General features: G+C 61.6%; 13 protein-coding genes. 4 read left to right on the top strand and 9 right to left on the bottom strand.

Annotated elements, in window-relative coordinates:
• Positions 1–31: 31 nt before the first annotated feature.
• Positions 32–1,165 (top strand): glycosyltransferase, encoded by a 1,134-nt coding sequence (locus PW947_RS21410; protein WP_299634398.1) that lies wholly within the window; start codon positions 32–34, stop codon positions 1,163–1,165.
• A gap of 19 nt (positions 1,166–1,184) precedes the next feature.
• On the opposite strand, the gene PW947_RS21405 is transcribed toward PW947_RS21410, so the two are convergent.
• The 9 genes from PW947_RS21405 to PW947_RS21365 all read right to left on the bottom strand — a co-directional run bounded on the left by PW947_RS21405 (position 1,185) and on the right by PW947_RS21365 (position 11,813).
• On the bottom strand, positions 1,185–1,775 hold the full coding sequence (locus tag PW947_RS21405; protein ID WP_299634397.1) for a histidine phosphatase family protein: 591 nt from the start codon (positions 1,773–1,775) through the stop codon (positions 1,185–1,187).
• 7 nt (positions 1,776–1,782) lie between these two features.
• Positions 1,783–2,790 carry a glycosyltransferase gene (locus PW947_RS21400; RefSeq protein WP_299634396.1) on the bottom strand — a complete coding sequence of 336 codons (1,008 nt, stop codon included), beginning with the start codon at positions 2,788–2,790 and terminating at the stop codon, positions 1,783–1,785.
• 49 nt (positions 2,791–2,839) lie between these two features.
• Positions 2,840–3,832: a glycosyl transferase family 1 gene (locus tag PW947_RS21395; protein WP_299634395.1), complete on the bottom strand. Its 993-nt coding sequence runs from the start codon at positions 3,830–3,832 to the stop codon at positions 2,840–2,842.
• Between the two features lie 189 nt (positions 3,833–4,021).
• The gene (locus PW947_RS21390) at positions 4,022–5,080 is read right to left on the bottom strand and encodes a glycosyltransferase family 4 protein (protein WP_299634394.1); all 1,059 of its coding nucleotides are present in this window, start codon (positions 5,078–5,080) and stop codon (positions 4,022–4,024) included.
• Between the two features lie 94 nt (positions 5,081–5,174).
• Positions 5,175–6,089, bottom strand: a complete 915-nt coding sequence (locus tag PW947_RS21385; RefSeq protein ID WP_299634393.1) for an NAD-dependent epimerase/dehydratase family protein — start codon at positions 6,087–6,089, stop codon at positions 5,175–5,177.
• A 25-nt stretch (positions 6,090–6,114) separates the two neighbouring features.
• Complete coding sequence (locus PW947_RS21380) at positions 6,115–7,251, bottom strand: glycosyltransferase family 4 protein (protein ID WP_299634392.1); 1,137 nt, start codon at positions 7,249–7,251, stop codon at positions 6,115–6,117.
• A complete protein-coding gene (locus PW947_RS21375) occupies positions 7,238–8,230 on the bottom strand; it encodes a glycosyltransferase family A protein (protein WP_299634390.1) in 993 nt (330 codons plus the stop codon). The genes PW947_RS21380 and PW947_RS21375 overlap by 14 nt, the downstream gene beginning before the upstream one ends.
• On the bottom strand, positions 8,227–10,821 hold the full coding sequence (locus PW947_RS21370) for a glycosyltransferase family 4 protein (protein WP_299634389.1): 2,595 nt from the start codon (positions 10,819–10,821) through the stop codon (positions 8,227–8,229). The genes PW947_RS21375 and PW947_RS21370 overlap by 4 nt, the downstream gene beginning before the upstream one ends.
• A 2-nt stretch (positions 10,822–10,823) precedes the next feature.
• Positions 10,824–11,813, bottom strand: a complete 990-nt coding sequence (locus tag PW947_RS21365; protein ID WP_299634388.1) for a glycosyltransferase family 4 protein — start codon at positions 11,811–11,813, stop codon at positions 10,824–10,826.
• Between the two features lie 464 nt (positions 11,814–12,277).
• On the opposite strand from PW947_RS21365, the gene PW947_RS21360 reads away from it, so the two are divergent.
• Genes PW947_RS21360 through PW947_RS21350 form a run of 3 tightly spaced genes read left to right on the top strand, consistent with a single transcriptional unit; the run spans position 12,278 to position 16,159 of the window.
• The gene (locus PW947_RS21360; protein ID WP_299634387.1) at positions 12,278–13,237 is read left to right on the top strand and encodes an SDR family oxidoreductase; all 960 of its coding nucleotides are present in this window, start codon (positions 12,278–12,280) and stop codon (positions 13,235–13,237) included.
• Positions 13,238–13,246: 9 nt separating this feature from the next.
• Positions 13,247–14,269: a glycosyltransferase family 4 protein gene (locus PW947_RS21355; RefSeq protein WP_299634386.1), complete on the top strand. Its 1,023-nt coding sequence runs from the start codon at positions 13,247–13,249 to the stop codon at positions 14,267–14,269.
• 12 nt (positions 14,270–14,281) lie between these two features.
• Positions 14,282–16,159 (top strand): nucleoside-diphosphate sugar epimerase/dehydratase, encoded by a 1,878-nt coding sequence (locus PW947_RS21350; protein WP_299634385.1) that lies wholly within the window; start codon positions 14,282–14,284, stop codon positions 16,157–16,159.
• The last annotated feature ends 67 nt before the right edge of the window (positions 16,160–16,226 follow it).

The raw sequence follows: 16,226 nt of genomic DNA, 5'->3' as shown, positions 1-16,226 counted from the left end.
ACGCGTTGCGACGTCGGCGTGAGGTCCACGCGTGAAGGTTCTGCACATCTATCGCACGTATTTCCCCGATCCGCCGGGCGGACTTCAGGAAGCCATCCGGCAGATCTGTCTCGCGACTCAGGCGCGCGGTGTCGAGTCGCGCGTGTTCACGCTGTCGCCGACGCCGGAGCCCAGAGACGTGGCGTTTCCGGAAGCGCGGGTGACGCGCTCGCGTTCGTGGGCCGCGCCCGCGTCGTGCGATCTGGGCGGACTCGACGCGCTGCTGCAGTTTCGTGCGCTGGCCCGTTGGGCCGACGTGCTGCATTTCCACTTTCCGTGGCCGTTCGCCGATGTGTTGCAACTGCTCGGCATGACCGGCAAACCGGCCGTGATGACGTATCACTCGGATATCGTGCGGCAGCAGGCGCTCGGCGCCGTGTACGCGCCGCTGATGCGCTTTATGCTGCGCTCGATGACGGCGGTGGTCGCGACTTCGCCTGCGTATGCGCAAACCAGCCCGCAACTGACGCGCATCGTCGATCCCGCGCGTCTGAAGACGATCCCGCTCGGCATCCTCGACTATCGCGACGAAGCGACGGCCGCGCGTTCGTCGACTTCGATCGTCGAGCGCCTGGGCTTGAGCGGCGAACCGTATTTTCTGGCGCTCGGCGTGTTGCGCTACTACAAGGGTTTGCACACGCTGATCGAAGCCGCGAGCCTCACGGGCGCGAAAATCGTGATCGCGGGTTCGGGACCGGAACGGGATGCGCTTCAGGCGCAAGCTAAGCGGCTGGGTGCGTCGAACGTGGTGTTTGCGGGGCAGGTTTCGCACGACGAGAAAGTCGCGCTGCTCGATGGTTGCCGGGCGATGGTGCTGGCCTCGCATCTGCGCTCGGAGGCGTTCGGAATGGTGCTGGTCGAAGCGTCGATGTTCAGCAAACCGATGATCTGCTGCGAGGTGGGATCGGGCACGTCGTACGTCAACGAAGATGGCGTGACGGGTTACGTGGTGCCGCCGGAAGACCCGCCGCGTTTTGCGGCGGCGATCGACGCGCTACTGGACGACGCCGCGCTCGCTGCGCGCATGGGCGACGAAGCGCGTCGGCGTTACGAGCGGCTTTTCTCCGCGGATGCGTTGGGGACGGCGTACGACGGGTTGTATCGCGAGGTGACGGGTCGCCGATAGGTGGCTCCCGCCACCGCGGTCAGGACACGCCTGCCAGGTGCAGGTGGAAGCCATCCTTGTGCTCGTTGCGCCGGAACATCGTCAGCGATGCGTTGGGCACCAGCACACTCGGAAACAGCGACAACGGGATGCTCAGAAGATACTGGGAGATCACCGAAACCGGCCCGGCGTGACAGACCGCGACCATCAGGCCGGGCGTATCGGCGTGGGGCAGGAATGCTTCTTCCAGCCAGTTGATCGATCGCGCCGCCAGCTCGAGGTGCGACTCGCCACCTTCATAGCGATCCGACAGATGCTTGCCGAATTCCGGGTAGGCGACGCGGAACTCTTCCGCTTTCCACGACGCGAACTTGCCGGGGTTCGTTTCACCGAGGCGCCGGTCGAGCGTCCACTCGCATCGGTCGCGAAACAGGACTTCGGTGGTCTGCAATGCGCGTCGCCACGGACTCGAGTAGACCCGATCCGGCTTCAGGCCGAGACGGTCGATCGTGGCGCGGAGATTGGCGGCTTGTTGCAGACCGTGTTCCGTCAGTTCGTCCTGTTCGGTCGAATTCAGCAAGCCGGCGACGTTGCCGTGCGACTGCCCATGGCGAATTAAAAGCAGATCCATAAAACCTCTAGCTATTGGACGATGTCGGCTTCGGCAGTGCCTTCTGCAGCGTCGCGCAGATATGTTGTGCGCTGAAGCGGTCAAGCACGTCGGCATACGCGTTGGCGCGGATTTCGTGTCGAAGCGCGGGGTCGTGCAGCATGGTGTCGAACGCGGCTCTCCAACGAGGTTTTTCATTCGAAGCCAGATACCCCGTCACCCCATGCTGGACCGTCTGACGATACGTCGGGCAATCCGAATAGATGCCGGGGATGCCGAGACTGCCATAATCGACGTATTTGATCGGCGATTTGCACGAGTTGAAAAACAGGGTGTCCGGATCTTCTTCCGCACCGAGTGGAACGATCGCGAAGAGATACCCTTCGTCGCGGATGGTTCGCTTGTATTCGATATTCTCGCGATTACCGCGATGCGTGATCTTCGGAATGCTGTGGAGTTCCGGAAACGGATCGCCCCAGAAATCGATCGAGAGCCCTTCGTTGTCAGTGAGGAATTCGGACAGCGCCGCAAAGAAGGGCTTCCTGAACTTGACCAGTTTGATGCCGTCGAGGTTCGAGAACATCACCTTCTGCGGTTTCTTTTCCGCCCACAACGACGGCGATAGATCGAACGCTTCCTCGTCGAAACCGTTTGGGATGATCAACACCTCCGAATGCCGCACGCGTTGCATTCTCTCTTGCAACAACGAATTCGATGCCGTCGCAACGCTCGCCTCGCGGATCATCGCGAGTACGTTGTAGAGCACGTCTTCGTTCATTTCGAGCACGCTCCACGAGGGCAGGTCGAGCAGCCAGTCGTCGAGGTCGTAAATGGTGTGAACCTTCAACTCGTTCGCCATCCGCATGACTTTCAGCGATTGGCTGGAAACGTGTTTGTTGAATAGAACAGCATCGAAGCGACGCAGATGACTGATGCCGATATCTTCTTCGGATATCAGTTCCCATTCGATCAAACCATGCCGTTGCATGTACGAGAGTAGCGGCGCGAATCTCGCGCCGATCGTACGCGACGTCATTCGCCCGTCGGTCATGGACCGTCGCTGAACTACAAGCAGACGGGGGATGTCATTCATTTTCAAGTCCAGCATCGATCAGGTGTCGGATTAGCTCGGTAGAAACCGTAGTCGCGGAATGTCGCGCGTAGACGTTCGCATAATTGCGCTCGATCTTCTCTTCCTGTGCGGTGTCGTCGAACGCCGACTGGATGGCTGCAGCGATATCGTCCGCCTGGGTCGATGCGGTGTACCAGACGTTGTCTTCGAAATGCTCGCGCTGCCACCGGCCGTCGACCATAACCAACGGTTTCCTCATCAACGCGCCTTCCAGACACGACCGTCCCGGTGGATCGAAACTCGGCTCGGCGACGAGCACGGCATTGGCCACCGCGGAGCGCAACAACGCACTGCAAGGCTGGAGGAACGGCAGAAAATGGATGCCTGGATGCGCTTCGTCGACGCACTCGCGGTAATACGCTTCGTCGCGGAATCCGCCGGCCATGAGCCCGTTGAGCCCGAGCCGGTTGAGTGCGCGGATGAGTTCGAGCTGGTTCTTGACCGGTTCGATCAGGCCGAGGCAAAGCACATAACCCGCGACGTCGCAGACCGTGGGGAGCAGATCCTTATCGGCGGGCAGCAGAAATCTGTCGGAGACGCCGGACGCGACCACCGCACATTTGCGCAGGTCAACAGGGATGTGCGCGAGAAAATGCGCCAGCTCGGTTTGCGATTTGAAGAGCAGCCGATGCGCCTGTCGCGCGAGCCCCTGAATACGTGCGATCTCCGCGGCGTCCGGCGGCGACAGCCACCATACGTTCGGCCACAGAAATACCTTCTTGCCGTATTGGGTCGTCTCCCGAAGCACTGCTTCGCCGTCTGCGTGGATCGAGAAATGCATCACTGCATCGTAAAAACGAAGCGGTCTGCTACGGATGCCGTAGATATCTGCCTGCACGCCGCCGTTGTTCAGCAGTTCGGCGACCTGGACAAGCTCGGACTCGCCCCCGCCGCTGGTCAGAAACGCCGTGCTGTGCGTGGTCAGGAGAAGCTTGAAAGCTGTCAAAAGAGGGCTCCTTCTTTCGTCGGGTATCGCGACGATTGGCCTATGCGTGGATCAGGCGGAGCGCACGTCCGGCGCTCGACGACGAGATCGGTTTCGATGTGTGGCGGCCGTGAGATTAATTTTACGCCATAACCCCGTGCAAAATTACGGTCACCCGGCATGGCGGCACTGAATGATCCGGCCGTTTTCCTAGTGAGCGAACGGCGCGTCGAACACGTCTTTCCATGCGGTATCGGCGGCGCTTTGCAGAATCATGGAAGCACGTTTCGATCCCGCATCGACGAGGTCGTCGAGCCGTTTCCGGTCGCTCAGATAACCCAGAATTCGCCGCGCCGCCAGCGCGTTATCGAGCGGCAAGCGGGCATCCGGCACACAGACTTCGGCGCCTGCGGTGCCCTCGCGCGCGAAGCAGGCGAGGCCCATGTTCATCGCTTCGAGGATCGGCACGCAGAAGCCTTCGTGCGCGCTGACCGAGATCAGCGCCGACGCTTCGTGGAAGCAGCGGATCAGCGTGTCGTTGTCGACCATGCCGAGATGACGGATGTGCGCCGATACGCCGAGCTTGTCCGCATGCGCGGCCAGAAACTGCATGTACGGCAGGTTGGTCGAACTGCCGACCACCGATAGCGACGCATCGATACCGGCGCCACGCAATGCCGCGACGATATCGATCGCGTCTTCGATGCGTTTGTGCGGCACGACACGTCCTACCGTGAGGATGTCGTGCGCGTTGCCGGTCTGGCCGGACGCGGCGCGGCGCGCGATGGCCGGCGCCTGGAATGCCGCCATGTCCGGAAACACCGGCGGAATCACGCGCAACGTCGGCGTATTCACGTCGGCGGGCAAACTCGACGCGGTGAACGCGGAGTTCGCGACGATCGGCTCGAACGACTTCAACGCGCCGAATTGCTGCACCGACGCAGCGCAGAGATCGGCGGTGACCGGCTCGAATTCGCGCAGCAGTTCGGCCGGCGTGACGCCGTGGAAATAGCAGATTTTTTTGCAGGGCAGCGCACGCAACCGGTCCAGATACGGATCGACGATCGAATAGCTGACCAGCAGAAGGTCGTCGGCGTTGATCCGCTCGAACAGACGGTCGAGATCGACGACGCCGGTGAAGTCGTCGAAGCGCTGCGCATACACCTCGACCTCGAACCCGAGCCGCTCCGCGACGCGTGCCAACCCGAGACAATGATTGCCAACCGCATCGCCGGTGAATATGTCAGGTGCGCAAATCATCAATCTCATAGCAGCGGGTTCCAGTACGAACGGTTTTTACCGCTCTTGTTCGACAGGACGGCGGGGATGCCGTCCGGTATTTCTGCGTGTGGGGAACGCGGAGTCAGCCCGGACCCTTCAGCCAATGCCAGTACATCCGGCAGCCGTCGCGCAGTTCCACCGTCGGGTTCCAGTCGAACGTCTGCGAGAACTTCGACACGTCGAGCACCACGCGTTTGACGTCGAACGGGCGGTCGGGCAGATGTTCGATCTGCGGTTCGATACCGGAGACGTCGGTGACGATCTCGATGATTTCCTTGATGGAAATACCGGTCCCGCTGCCGACGTTGTACACGCCCGGCTTGTCCTGTTCGATCGATTTGAGGATCGCGCTGGACAGGTCGGAGATGTAAATGTAGTCGCGGATATTGTCGCCGGTGCCCCAGATGCGGATCGGCTGCTTGTCGATCAGACGGCTGAAGAACGTCGGGATGATGCCTTGCAAACCGATATGCCGCGAATTCGGGCCGTACGGGTTCGACACGCGCAGCACCGTCGCGCGAATGCCGTACTGGCTCGCGTAGACGCCCAGATATTTCTCGACGGCCAGCTTGACCGTGCCGTACGACGAGATCGGATCGGTGGGGCTGTCTTCGCGCAGACTTTGCGCGTCGGTATTGCCGTACACCGTGCCGCCCGACGACAGATACACGATCCGGCGCACGCCGCTCGAACGCATCTGTTCGAGGAACTTCACCGAGCCGATCAGGTTGCCGGAGATATCGGCGATCGGATCGGCGCTGGCGCTGCCGGGCACGGTCGTGCTGACCAGATGGGCGACGACGTCGACATCGATCAGCGCTTCCGACACGATGCTCGGATCGGAAAAGTCGCCGAACAGGTAATCCACGCCGCTGATCTCTTCACCGCGCAGGCTGCCCGGCCGGTCGAGTATCCGCACGCGCGCGCCCGACAGCAGCAACGCGCGCACGAGGTGCGATCCAATAAAGCCATTCCCGCCCAGAACCAGGCATCTCATGTGTAACTCCAGTCAGCGTGCCGTGTCACGGCGCGGGCGCGCGGTTCGACATGTTGGCGAGGACCGCGTCGAAGCGGCGCGCCTCGTCGATCCACGACGTGCGTTGCGCGAATTCGAGACCGCGCAACACATGCCGCTCGCGAAGTTCGTCGTCGCCGAGCAGCTTGACGATGGCATCCGCGAGGCCCTGGATGGTCGGCTCGGACAGACTCGCGTTGTCGTGATCGAGCAGCCATTCGACCCACGGACCGTCATTGCTGACGACCGGCACGCCGGACGCCATCAACTCCAGCGGCAACAGCGACAGGTTGCTGAACGACAGCACCAGCGCCGCATCGCAGGTCGCGTACAGCGCCGGGAGATCGTCGAGCGCCATGATGCCGTGATCGATCACGGTGAACGGAAACTCGTATGCGCTCAGATCCCAGCCGGCCATCACCACTTCGACGTGCGGCAGACGCTTCGTGACCGCGTCCAGCACCAGCACGCCGAGGTCGAACGCGCGGCGCGGGGTAGGCGGGCGCGCGTAGAAGAACACGCGCTGCTTCTTCGGTGCTTCGGCATCGACGGGCGCGCGTTCCTGACGGTGATACAGATGCTTGTCGTACGAAAAACCGACGGCGTGCGCTTCCATGCCGTACTCGTCGCGCATCTTGTTTTCCAGCCAGTGACCGGCCGTGATCGCGGACAAGCCGAGCTTGTAGGTGTTTTCAGCGAGGAAGTAATCGGTGCCGCGCGAGTAGAACCACGGCTCGTAATCCTGGATGAAATAGCACTTGTGGCAGGTGTCCTGAAGCGCCGCGACGTAGTACGCGGTTTGCCAACCGGTCGCCATTGCGTATTCGGCAGGCGGAAGACCTTCGGTGCCACGGAAGCATTCGGCCTTCAGCGGCATGAACCATTCGTGGATCTTTTCCTTGATCTCGACAGCGCTCAACCGGTTCTGTTCCGGCACGAGCGTCTCCGCGACCACCACGAAGCGGTTCACGTAACCGAGATCTTCGAGATTCTTCGCAAACCGGAAAATGTTCAGGTGACCGCCCGAGCCTTTGCCCAGCGGCGGAATAAACCAGTTGATGGTTTTCGGTTCGGGCTTGGCGTTGGCGGGCGTGGTCGAAAACGGCGCCGGCGTCACATATTCAAAATGCTTAATTACGTCCATTGCTGCTCCCCTTAAACAGTCTTGTATCGCGCGACAGGAAATGTCGCCATGCGGCATTGATCGAATCGCCGTGATTTCCGAGGAATTGCCCGAGAAGCCGTGCGAAGTTATCGAACGGTTGAATCACGCAGTTCAAGGGAGCCCGCTTCCACACCCGGTCTTTGAAGCAGTAATCCATGTCGCGAGCGGTCAGGTATTTCCAGTCGCGCCACAGTTTGTCTTTGGTCGCGCACAGGTCGTAGTCGAAATAACGCTTGAAAGCGTAGCTCTCGTCGAAGCTGCGGCGCAGGCGTTCCATCACCTTGTAATGGTGCGAATGGTAAACCACGCCGTCGTGCGAATAACCCTTTTTCCAGCCGTTCTCGATGATGGTTTTCGCCCACTGCTGATCCTCGGCAAAGTTGACGTCCGGGAACGGATGCACTTGCCAGACGCTGCGGCGCAACAACGAATTGTTGTCCGAGAAGAAGTGCAGGAACTGGCGATAGCCGAGGTCTTTCTCGTAACGATCCTTGTCGTCCATCCATGTAATCGGATTGGGTACAAAGCCGGAGAAATGCAGTTTCAGTTCATGCTCGACGAAGACGTTTTCGCCTGCGTATGCAATATGACGGCCGAACACGCCGGCGATCTGCGGGTCTTGATCCGCGACGCGAACCATTTCCGTGAGCCAGCTTTCCTCGACGGGCAATGCGTCGTGCGTCAGGAACACGATGTATTCGCCGTCGGTCGATGCGGCGCCCAGATTACGCGTCTTGCCATGACCGAAATCGGCCGGGGGAATTTCGATAAAGCGGAAGTTCGGCGCCGCGATGCTCTTCAGATAATCGACCGTGCCGTCTGTCGAGCCGGAATCGATCACCAGCACGTCATACGGGAAGTCTGTCTTCTGGGACAGGACGACCGGCAACACCCGCTTGATGATGTTGCCCGGATTCTTGGTCGGGATAACGACCGAAGCCTTGTTGTTAGATGTCACTTTTGATCTCCGGCACCTGAAATTTCTTTAAACCGCGCGCTGACGAATTTAGCGCAGGCCTGAGGCGAATAGTCCGCCCGGATGCTGATGCGACCTGCCGCCGCCTTGGCTTGCCGCTCGTCGGGATTTTTCCGGACGTCGCGCATCACGTCGGCCGCCTGTTGAATGTCCGGCTGGAACCATCGATTGCCTTTCCAGAACGGATAGTCGTCGGGTTTGATATCGACCAGGTCGCCGTCCACCAGATAGGCGGTGTCGTCGGTGACGAAGTCGAGCGGGCCCGAATACCGCGATGTAATCACGGGCTTGCCCATATACAGCGCTTCGGCCATCACCCGGCCGAAACCTTCCGCGCGGTGCAGCGACACGATGCAGTCGCACGCATTCAGCAGCCCGTTCGCTTCGCCGCGCGACAGCACTTCGTCCACCACCACGATGCGCGGGTCGGTATCGGCGCGATACAGGCATTCTTTCCAGATGCTCTCGTTTTGCGAGTTCATCGCCTTGATCAGCAGGCAGACGCTGGTGTCCGATTTCGGAAACGCGCGCTGGAATGCTTCGACCAGCGCGAGCGGATTCTTGCGCGCGATAAACGATGCGCCGTCGAACGCAAAGCCGAACAGGAACGCGTCTTCCGGAATGCCGAACGTCGAGCGCGCGACCGGCGTGATCAGGTCGGACGCGACCGGCAGCGGAATCACGTGAACCGGCTTGTCGGTCTTTTTGCGGAACGAAAGGGCCGCGTGTTCCGAGATGGTCCAGATTTCATCGACGAGGCTGAAGGCCGCCATCGCTTCGTCCGGAAACTCCTGCAATTCCCATTGCCACAAACCGATCCGGTAGCCGGTGGTGAACGGATAGGGCCCGAAGTCATGCAGCAGCGCCAGCGTATCGAACGCGGGCATGCAAAAAATCGTGACGTCGGAGCCGGCGTATTGCGTGACCGGCGGGAATTTTTCGAACTCGGGCGATGCAGAAATGATTTTCCGCGCCGACATATACGTTTCGCTCTTCAGCCCGGCGATTTCCAGCGCCTTGCCGACGAGCCGCGCGTCTTCGCCGATACCGAACGCACCGTGCGGATAACCGATCATCGACACGCTCGGACCGTCGCCGCGTGCGCGGCTGATGTCGCGCTGCTCGTTCAGGTAAATGTCGAGCGGCAGCGTTGCGGCGCGGAACGCGATCAGTGCCTGCACCAGTCCGCTGAACCGCGCGCGGCCAGTGTCGTCCCACCATGCATTCACGTCGATATCGTCGGCGGGCTTCGTCCACATCCAGAAGTCGAAGCAGTAACGCTTGAATTCGGCGGTGTCGAAATCGCGGAAATCGGCGGTCAGACGCGACAGCGTGTGGATTGCGGCGGTGTTGAACGTCAGGAACAGGTCGTCCGGGCCGTGGGTCAGGTCGAGCACGACATGGCGCAGCAGACTGGTCACGCCCGAGAGCAGGTTGAAGTCGTACACACGACGCCAGGCTTCGACGGTCGCATACAGATGACGCGTGATGCCGGTAAACGTGTCGCCGTAACCGAACGAGCCGGCGGCGTCGTCCTTGTGCCACGCCGCGGCCCACTCGGGCGGCAGCGACGCGGAAGGACCGGGTTCCGTCACCGCACGATCCGGCGACAGGTACGCGGCCTTCGCCGCATCGATCAGTTGCCTGACCGCGCCATGCCTGCCCGGATGTTGCCGGTCCACGAAGCCGCTGATGCCGCGCGTCTGGCCTTTCAGCGCGGCGATGAAGCCGCGGCATTGCTGCTGGCCCGTCGCAGTCCACCACGCATCGGCGTCCGGCGAGACGTCTTGCTGTCCCCACGTGCAGAAGGCGAAGCAGTATTTCCGGAAGCCGTCGTTGTCGAACTCGGTGAAGTCGTTGGTCAGTTCCGCGAGGCTGTCGAGCGCGCGCGTCGTGAAGAACACCCGCAATTCGTCCGGCGTTTCGACGAGTTCGGTGACAATGTGCTGGATCAGCCCGGTCGTGCCGACGACATCGTAGATATCGTATTCCTGACGCCACGCGCCGATGTACTGGAACAGGTAGCGCGGGGCTCGCGTGAACTGCTCGCCGTAGCCGAAATCGCCGTAGCCGTCGACCTCGGACAAGACTGACATCAGGTCGAGCGACAGGCCGAAATTGGGAATCCGGTATTCACGGAAGCCGAACGTGTACCACCATTCGAGCAGCGAATCGACTTGCGGCTTGCCGTCGACCGAGTAGATGATTTTCAGGTCGTCGCGCTTGCGATACAGCAGGTCGATCAACGGCGACACGCCTTGCTTCAGCGTTTCGCCGTGCATCGCGAGATGCGCATCGGCATGCAGCGCATCGACCAGGTAACGGTTGATATGCGCGCCGAAGCCCGGGTGCTCTTTATGCCCCCAGTGCAACCACCAGAACGTGAAGTCGTCGACCGAAGCCATGTCGTTCAGCGGATACATCTTCTGGTATCCGTAGCCGAGCGATGCCCACAAGCCGAGCAGCGCTTCCGGAAGCCGCGCGCCGGCGTCGTTGATCGTTTTGTCCGACGGCTTCAAAAGCTGGTCGACGATCTCTTGTTGCAAACGCGCATTGGCGTGCGGATTGGGCATCTTCATTTCCCCGGCAATAGTGTTGAATACGCGTCGGCGAGACTACGCGTGATATTTCGCCAGGACAGGTCGTGCCGATCGTTCGATGCGGGCATTGCGGCGCTGCGTTGACCGATGCGGGCGCGGTCGATCGCTTCGACGATCGACGGCACGCTATCGGGATTCAGGAATTCGACGTTCGGCGCCTGCCCGAAATATTCGCGGGTCGAGCCGACTTCGGTGATCGCAATACTTGCGCCCGTGGCAAACGCTTCGAGTCCGGCGAGTCCGGGTGTTTCGAGCGTGCTGGGCAGGCAGAACACGTCGCATGCCGCGTAGGCGGAGCGCAGCAGCGGGTCGCTGTGTCCGATCGGACCGAGGAAGCGCACCTGATCGCCGCCTTCTTCACGGCACGCGTTCGCGTAAGCGGGATCGCGTTCATGGCCGATCAGCACGAGTTGCATATCGGGAATCTGTTTCATCGCGCGAATCAGCGACAACTGATTTTTACGCGGCTCGATATTGCCGACATTTAGCACGAAGCTGCCGGCGATATTAAATGTTTCCCGAAACAGTTTTTCGGCGACCGGCTCGAAGAAAATATCGTCGACGCCATTGAGCACCGAGACGAATTTGTCGCGCGGCAAATCGAACACGCGCGCCAGCGTTTCGCATTCGACGATCGAGTTGGCGATCACGCGGTCGGCCAGCATGAACTGATGCCGGATCTCTTCGCACGGATACAGGTGCCGGGTCTCTTCCGTCACCCACAGGCTCGACGACACGACCAGCGGCAAGCCGAGCTGTTTAACGAAATGACACAAATGCACCGACCCGCCGACGCACGAGAAAAAGTGGACGAGGTCGTGTTCGAGGAAGCGCGGCTTCCACGGGTCGAGCAGGGTGACACCCACGTCATGCAAGGGCAGATGTTTTTCGTAGGCGAGCAACTGGATTTCCCCACCGCCCGGGGTGTGGAAGGCCATGGGATAGGTGGCGAACAGAACTTTCATTGTGGCAACCCTGAATGCTTGGCTCATGCGTAAACGGTTCGTGACTTTTCGGCCGCTAAGGGCGTCTTCGAAGTGAAGCCTGCTGCGACTCTATCTGTGTAGAGAAACGCGGCCAGACTGACAGCCCTGTGCCGGGGCGCGGCGGGACAACGCGCGCGGACGATCGGCAGACTGTCGTTTACGGGTGCAAGGACTCATGTGCGCTCGGATCTGAATTATGGGTAAGCGTGCCTTGCAGAAGCAGGCCGGCGCCGATAGCGCAGATGCTACGGGATGGTACGTGCTTAGGGAACAGGTGGAAAGGACGGTTTCCCTTTGTTTCCAATTTGCGCGGCGCACCAAAATTCGCAATTTTAGCTTAAAACACGTCACAATCTGCGGGTTCCGAGTGATCACGCATACAATACGCCGCCCTGTCGACAGGGCCTGTCAAACCCTTACTTACGAATTCCCTGCCGATCTCTATGCCGCTATCAGTCCTCGTTACGGGCGCAAATGGTTTCGTTGGACGCGCGGTGTCGCGCGCGTTGCTGGAACGCGGCGACACGGTGTTCGGTCTGGTGCGCCAACCGCGCAGCACGATGCCGGGCGTGCGGGAATGGCTGCACACGAGTGCCGACTTCGACGCGATCGACGCCGACTGGCCGGCCGGTTTCCGGTGCGACGCGGTGATCCATCTCGCGGCCCGCGTGCACATGATGAACGAAACGGCAGCGGACCCGCTGGCGGTCTATCGCGCCACCAACGTCGAAGGCGCATTGCGCGTCGCGCGGGCGGCCCGGCGCGCGGGCGCGAGTCGCTTCGTGTTCGTCAGCAGCATCAAGGCGGTGGCGGAAAGCAGCACGACACGCGCGATCGCCGAGCAGGATCCGGCCGCGCCGTCCGATCCGTACGGCATCTCCAAGCGCGAGGCCGAACTCGCGCTGATCGCGTTCGGTCGCGAGTCGGGGATGGAGATCGTGATCGTGCGTCCGCCGCTGGTCTACGGCCCTGGCGTGCGCGCCAACTTCCTGCAACTGATGCGCGCCGTTGCCAATGGCGTGCCGTTGCCACTCGGCGCGATTGCCGCGCGACGCAGTCTGGTATTCGTCGATAACCTCGCCGATGCGCTGGTCCATTGCATCGCCCATCCGCGCGCGGCCGGGCAAACGTTCCACGTCACCGACGGCCGCGATCTGAGCGTCGCGGAACTGGCGCGCGCGCTCGCCACACCGCTTCATGTGCCGGCCCGGCTCTGGCCGGTTCCGGTATCGTTGCTTCGTCTGGCCGGCCGTCTGACCGGCCGCTCGCCGCAGATCGACCGGCTGATCGGCGAATTGCGCGTCGACAGTACCCATATTTGCGAAGTACTCGGCTGGTATCCGCCGCATACCGTCGAACACGGATTGCTGGAAACGGCTGCCTGGTACCGCTCGACCCATTGACCCGAACCTATGTCGTTTGATCCGTTATTTGCCGGTCCCGTCGTCAGCCTGCTGATCTGGGCGCTGGTCGCGCTCGGCGCGTGCGCGGCGATTCTCTGGGCGCTGTTGCGCACCGGTCTCGCATGGCGCCTCGCCACCGATATCCCCAACGACCGCTCGCTGCATACCCGCCCGACGCCGCGCGTCGGCGGCTGGGGCATCGTGCCGGTGGTCGTCGTGCTGACGGTGGTGATTGCGCCGTCGTTGTGGCTGCCCGCGCTCGCGGCCGGGCTGCTCGCGCTGCTGTCGCAGATCGACGACCGGCGCGGCCTGCCCGCGCGCGTGCGGTTCGGCGGCCACGTCGCGGCGGTGGCGGCGCTGGTTGCGCTCTATCCGGCCGATGTGCCGTGGTGGATGCTGGTCGGCCTGGCGTTCCTGCTCGTGTGGCTGGTGAATTTATACAATTTCATGGACGGCGCCGACGGCCTCGCGGGCGGCATGGCGCTGTTCGGCTTCGGCGGCTATGCGCTGGCCGCGGCGAGCGCCGCGCCACCGGCCTGGCCGCTCGCGCTGGCCGCCACGGTCGTCGCGGCGGCGGCGGCTGGCTTTCTGCTGTTCAACTTCCATCCCGCGCGTATTTTTCTGGGCGACGCCGGATCGATTCCACTCGGATTTCTCGCCGGTGCGCTCGGTTACTGGGGATGGCGAAACGGCGTCTGGCCGCTCTGGTTTCCGGCAATGTGTTTCGCACCTTTTATTGGCGATGCGTCGGTTACGTTATTGAAACGTCTGTTACGTGGCGAAAAGTTCTGGCAGGCACATCGCGAGCATTATTATCAACGCATGGTGCAGTCCGGCTTGGGACACGCGTCCACGGCGCGGATTTGGTATTTGCTGATGCTGGCGGGCATAATGCTTGCTATCTGGGCAATGGGCTTTGCTCCCGTCTATCAATGGCTGGTCGTCGTTGCATGGGCTTTTGTACTTGTGTTCGCCGGTGTGTGCGTAGACGTGCGCTGGCGTCGTCACTTGTCTCGTTCTGAGCAACCCTGAGGTTCTACGCAAATGAAAACATTCAAAGCCCGGTGGCTTTCGTTCAGTGCGTTTGCGTTCGATTTGTGTGCGGTAGCGCTTGCCTGGCTGCTGGCTTACGTCATTCGCTTCAATGGTCCGGTGCCCACGCTGTTCTGGGAAAGCGGCCTGCATGCGCTGATGTGGGTGCTGCTGGTGTATGCGGTGATGTTTCGCGGTTACGGTTTGTATCGCGGTATGTGGGTGTTCGCGAGTCTGCCCGACCTGGTGCGTATCGCGAAGGCCGTGTCGGTCGGCGCGGTCGCGGTGGTGATCGGCTCGGTGCTGGTTCAGCCGCATCCGGTCGTGCCGCGCTCGGTGCTGATCGTGTCGCCCATGTTGCTGTTTCTCGCGATGGGCGGCTCGCGCGCACTGTATCGCGCAGCCAAGGAATTTTATCGATACGGCGGTCTGGTCGGACAGGGCAAGCCGGTGCTCGTGCTGGGCGCGGGCACGGCGGGCGCGAGTCTCGTGCGTGAGCTGAAGCGCTCCGGCGAATGGCGCCTCGCTGGCCTGCTCGACGACGATCCGGTCAAGCACGGCCGCGAAATCTACGGTCATCGCGTGCTTGGCGCGATCAGCGATCTGCAGAAAATCTCCGCCGACCTCAAGGTCGAACACGTGATCATCGCGGTGCCGTCGGCATCGGTGGAAGCACATCGGCGTATTGCAACGCTGTGCGTGCGCGCCGGCGTCCGCGCGATGGTGTTGCCTGCGCTTACGCCGCTCACGCAAGGTCAGGGCTTTCTGTCGCGGGTTCGTCAGATCGACCTCGAAGACTTGCTCGGCCGCGACCCCGTCGCGATCGACACCGCGCACGTCGAAGCGCTGCTGAAGAATCGCGTCGTGATGGTGACGGGCGCGGGCGGCTCGATCGGCTCGGAACTGTGTCGTCAGATCCTGCGTTTCGGACCGGTCCAGCTGATCGCGTTCGACATCTCCGAATTCTCGATTTACCGCCTCAACGAAGAGTTGCGCGATACCTATCCGGAAGTGTCGGTGGTGCCGACCATCGGCGACGCGAAAGACTCGCTGCTGCTCGATCAGGTGATGAGCCGTTATCGTCCGCACATCGTGTTTCATGCAGCCGCATACAAGCATGTGCCGCTGATGGAAGAGGTGAATACGTGGCAGGCGGTGCGCAATAACGTGCTCGGCACGTACCGCGTCGGGCGCGCGGCGATCCGCCACGACGTGTCGCATTTCGTGCTGATTTCCACGGACAAGGCTGTCAACCCGACCAACGTGATGGGTGCGACCAAACGCCTCGCCGAAATGGCGTGCGCCGCGCTGCAACAAAGCGCGAAGCGCACCAAGTTCGAGACCGTGCGGTTCGGCAACGTGCTCGGCAGCGCAGGCAGTGTGGTGCCGAAGTTTCAGGAACAGATTGCGCGCGGCGGTCCGGTGACGGTCACGCATCCGGAGATCACCCGCTTCTTCATGACGATCCCCGAAGCGTCGCAACTGGTGTTGCAGGCGTCGAGCATGGGACATGGCGGCGAAGTGTTCATCCTCGACATGGGCCAGCCGGTGCGGATCGCCGATCTCGCCCACGATCTGATCCGTCTGTACGGCTTCACCGAAGAACAGATTCGCGTGGTGTTCACTGGTTTGCGTCCCGGCGAAAAGCTCTACGAAGAACTGCTGGCGTGCGACGAAACCACCACGCGTACGCCGCATCCGAAGCTGCGCATCGCGCGGGCGCGTGAAGTATCGGACGATCTGCTGGATACGCTGCTGCCGTGGCTGATGCAGCACCGCGTGCCGAACGACGACGAAGTGCGGCGCGATCTGCGTCGCTGGGTGCCGGAGTATCAACCGGCGGTTGCGCCGGCGTTGCGCAGCGTCACACCGGTGGCGCAGGCATCGTGATTCGGGACGGTTCGATGCGATTCGGTTGAATCGCGAGGGTAAAAAAAGGCGCTCGTTCGAGCGCCTT

Origin of the sequence: Paraburkholderia sp., assembly GCF_028283785.1 — a bacterium.
GTDB lineage: Bacteria > Pseudomonadota > Gammaproteobacteria > Burkholderiales > Burkholderiaceae > Paraburkholderia.
This window is presented reverse-complemented; position numbering and strand designations above follow the sequence as displayed.

What these genes read in the sequence shown, in the direction of transcription:
- PW947_RS21365 (WP_299634388.1), bottom strand. Translation starts at nt 11,813, where the DNA reads ATGAAAGTTCTGTTCGCCACCTATCCCATGGCCTTCCACACCCCGGGC.
- PW947_RS21405 (WP_299634397.1), bottom strand. Translation starts at nt 1,775, where the DNA reads ATGGATCTGCTTTTAATTCGCCATGGGCAGTCGCACGGCAACGTCGCC.
- PW947_RS21380 (WP_299634392.1), bottom strand. Translation starts at nt 7,251, where the DNA reads ATGGACGTAATTAAGCATTTTGAATATGTGACGCCGGCGCCGTTTTCG.
- PW947_RS21370 (WP_299634389.1), bottom strand. Translation starts at nt 10,821, where the DNA reads ATGCCCAATCCGCACGCCAATGCGCGTTTGCAACAAGAGATCGTCGAC.
- PW947_RS21355 (WP_299634386.1), top strand. Translation starts at nt 13,247, where the DNA reads ATGTCGTTTGATCCGTTATTTGCCGGTCCCGTCGTCAGCCTGCTGATC.
- PW947_RS21400 (WP_299634396.1), bottom strand. Translation starts at nt 2,790, where the DNA reads ATGACGTCGCGTACGATCGGCGCGAGATTCGCGCCGCTACTCTCGTAC.
- PW947_RS21390 (WP_299634394.1), bottom strand. Translation starts at nt 5,080, where the DNA reads ATGAGATTGATGATTTGCGCACCTGACATATTCACCGGCGATGCGGTT.
- PW947_RS21360 (WP_299634387.1), top strand. Translation starts at nt 12,278, where the DNA reads ATGCCGCTATCAGTCCTCGTTACGGGCGCAAATGGTTTCGTTGGACGC.
- PW947_RS21385 (WP_299634393.1), bottom strand. Translation starts at nt 6,089, where the DNA reads ATGAGATGCCTGGTTCTGGGCGGGAATGGCTTTATTGGATCGCACCTC.
- PW947_RS21350 (WP_299634385.1), top strand. Translation starts at nt 14,282, where the DNA reads ATGAAAACATTCAAAGCCCGGTGGCTTTCGTTCAGTGCGTTTGCGTTC.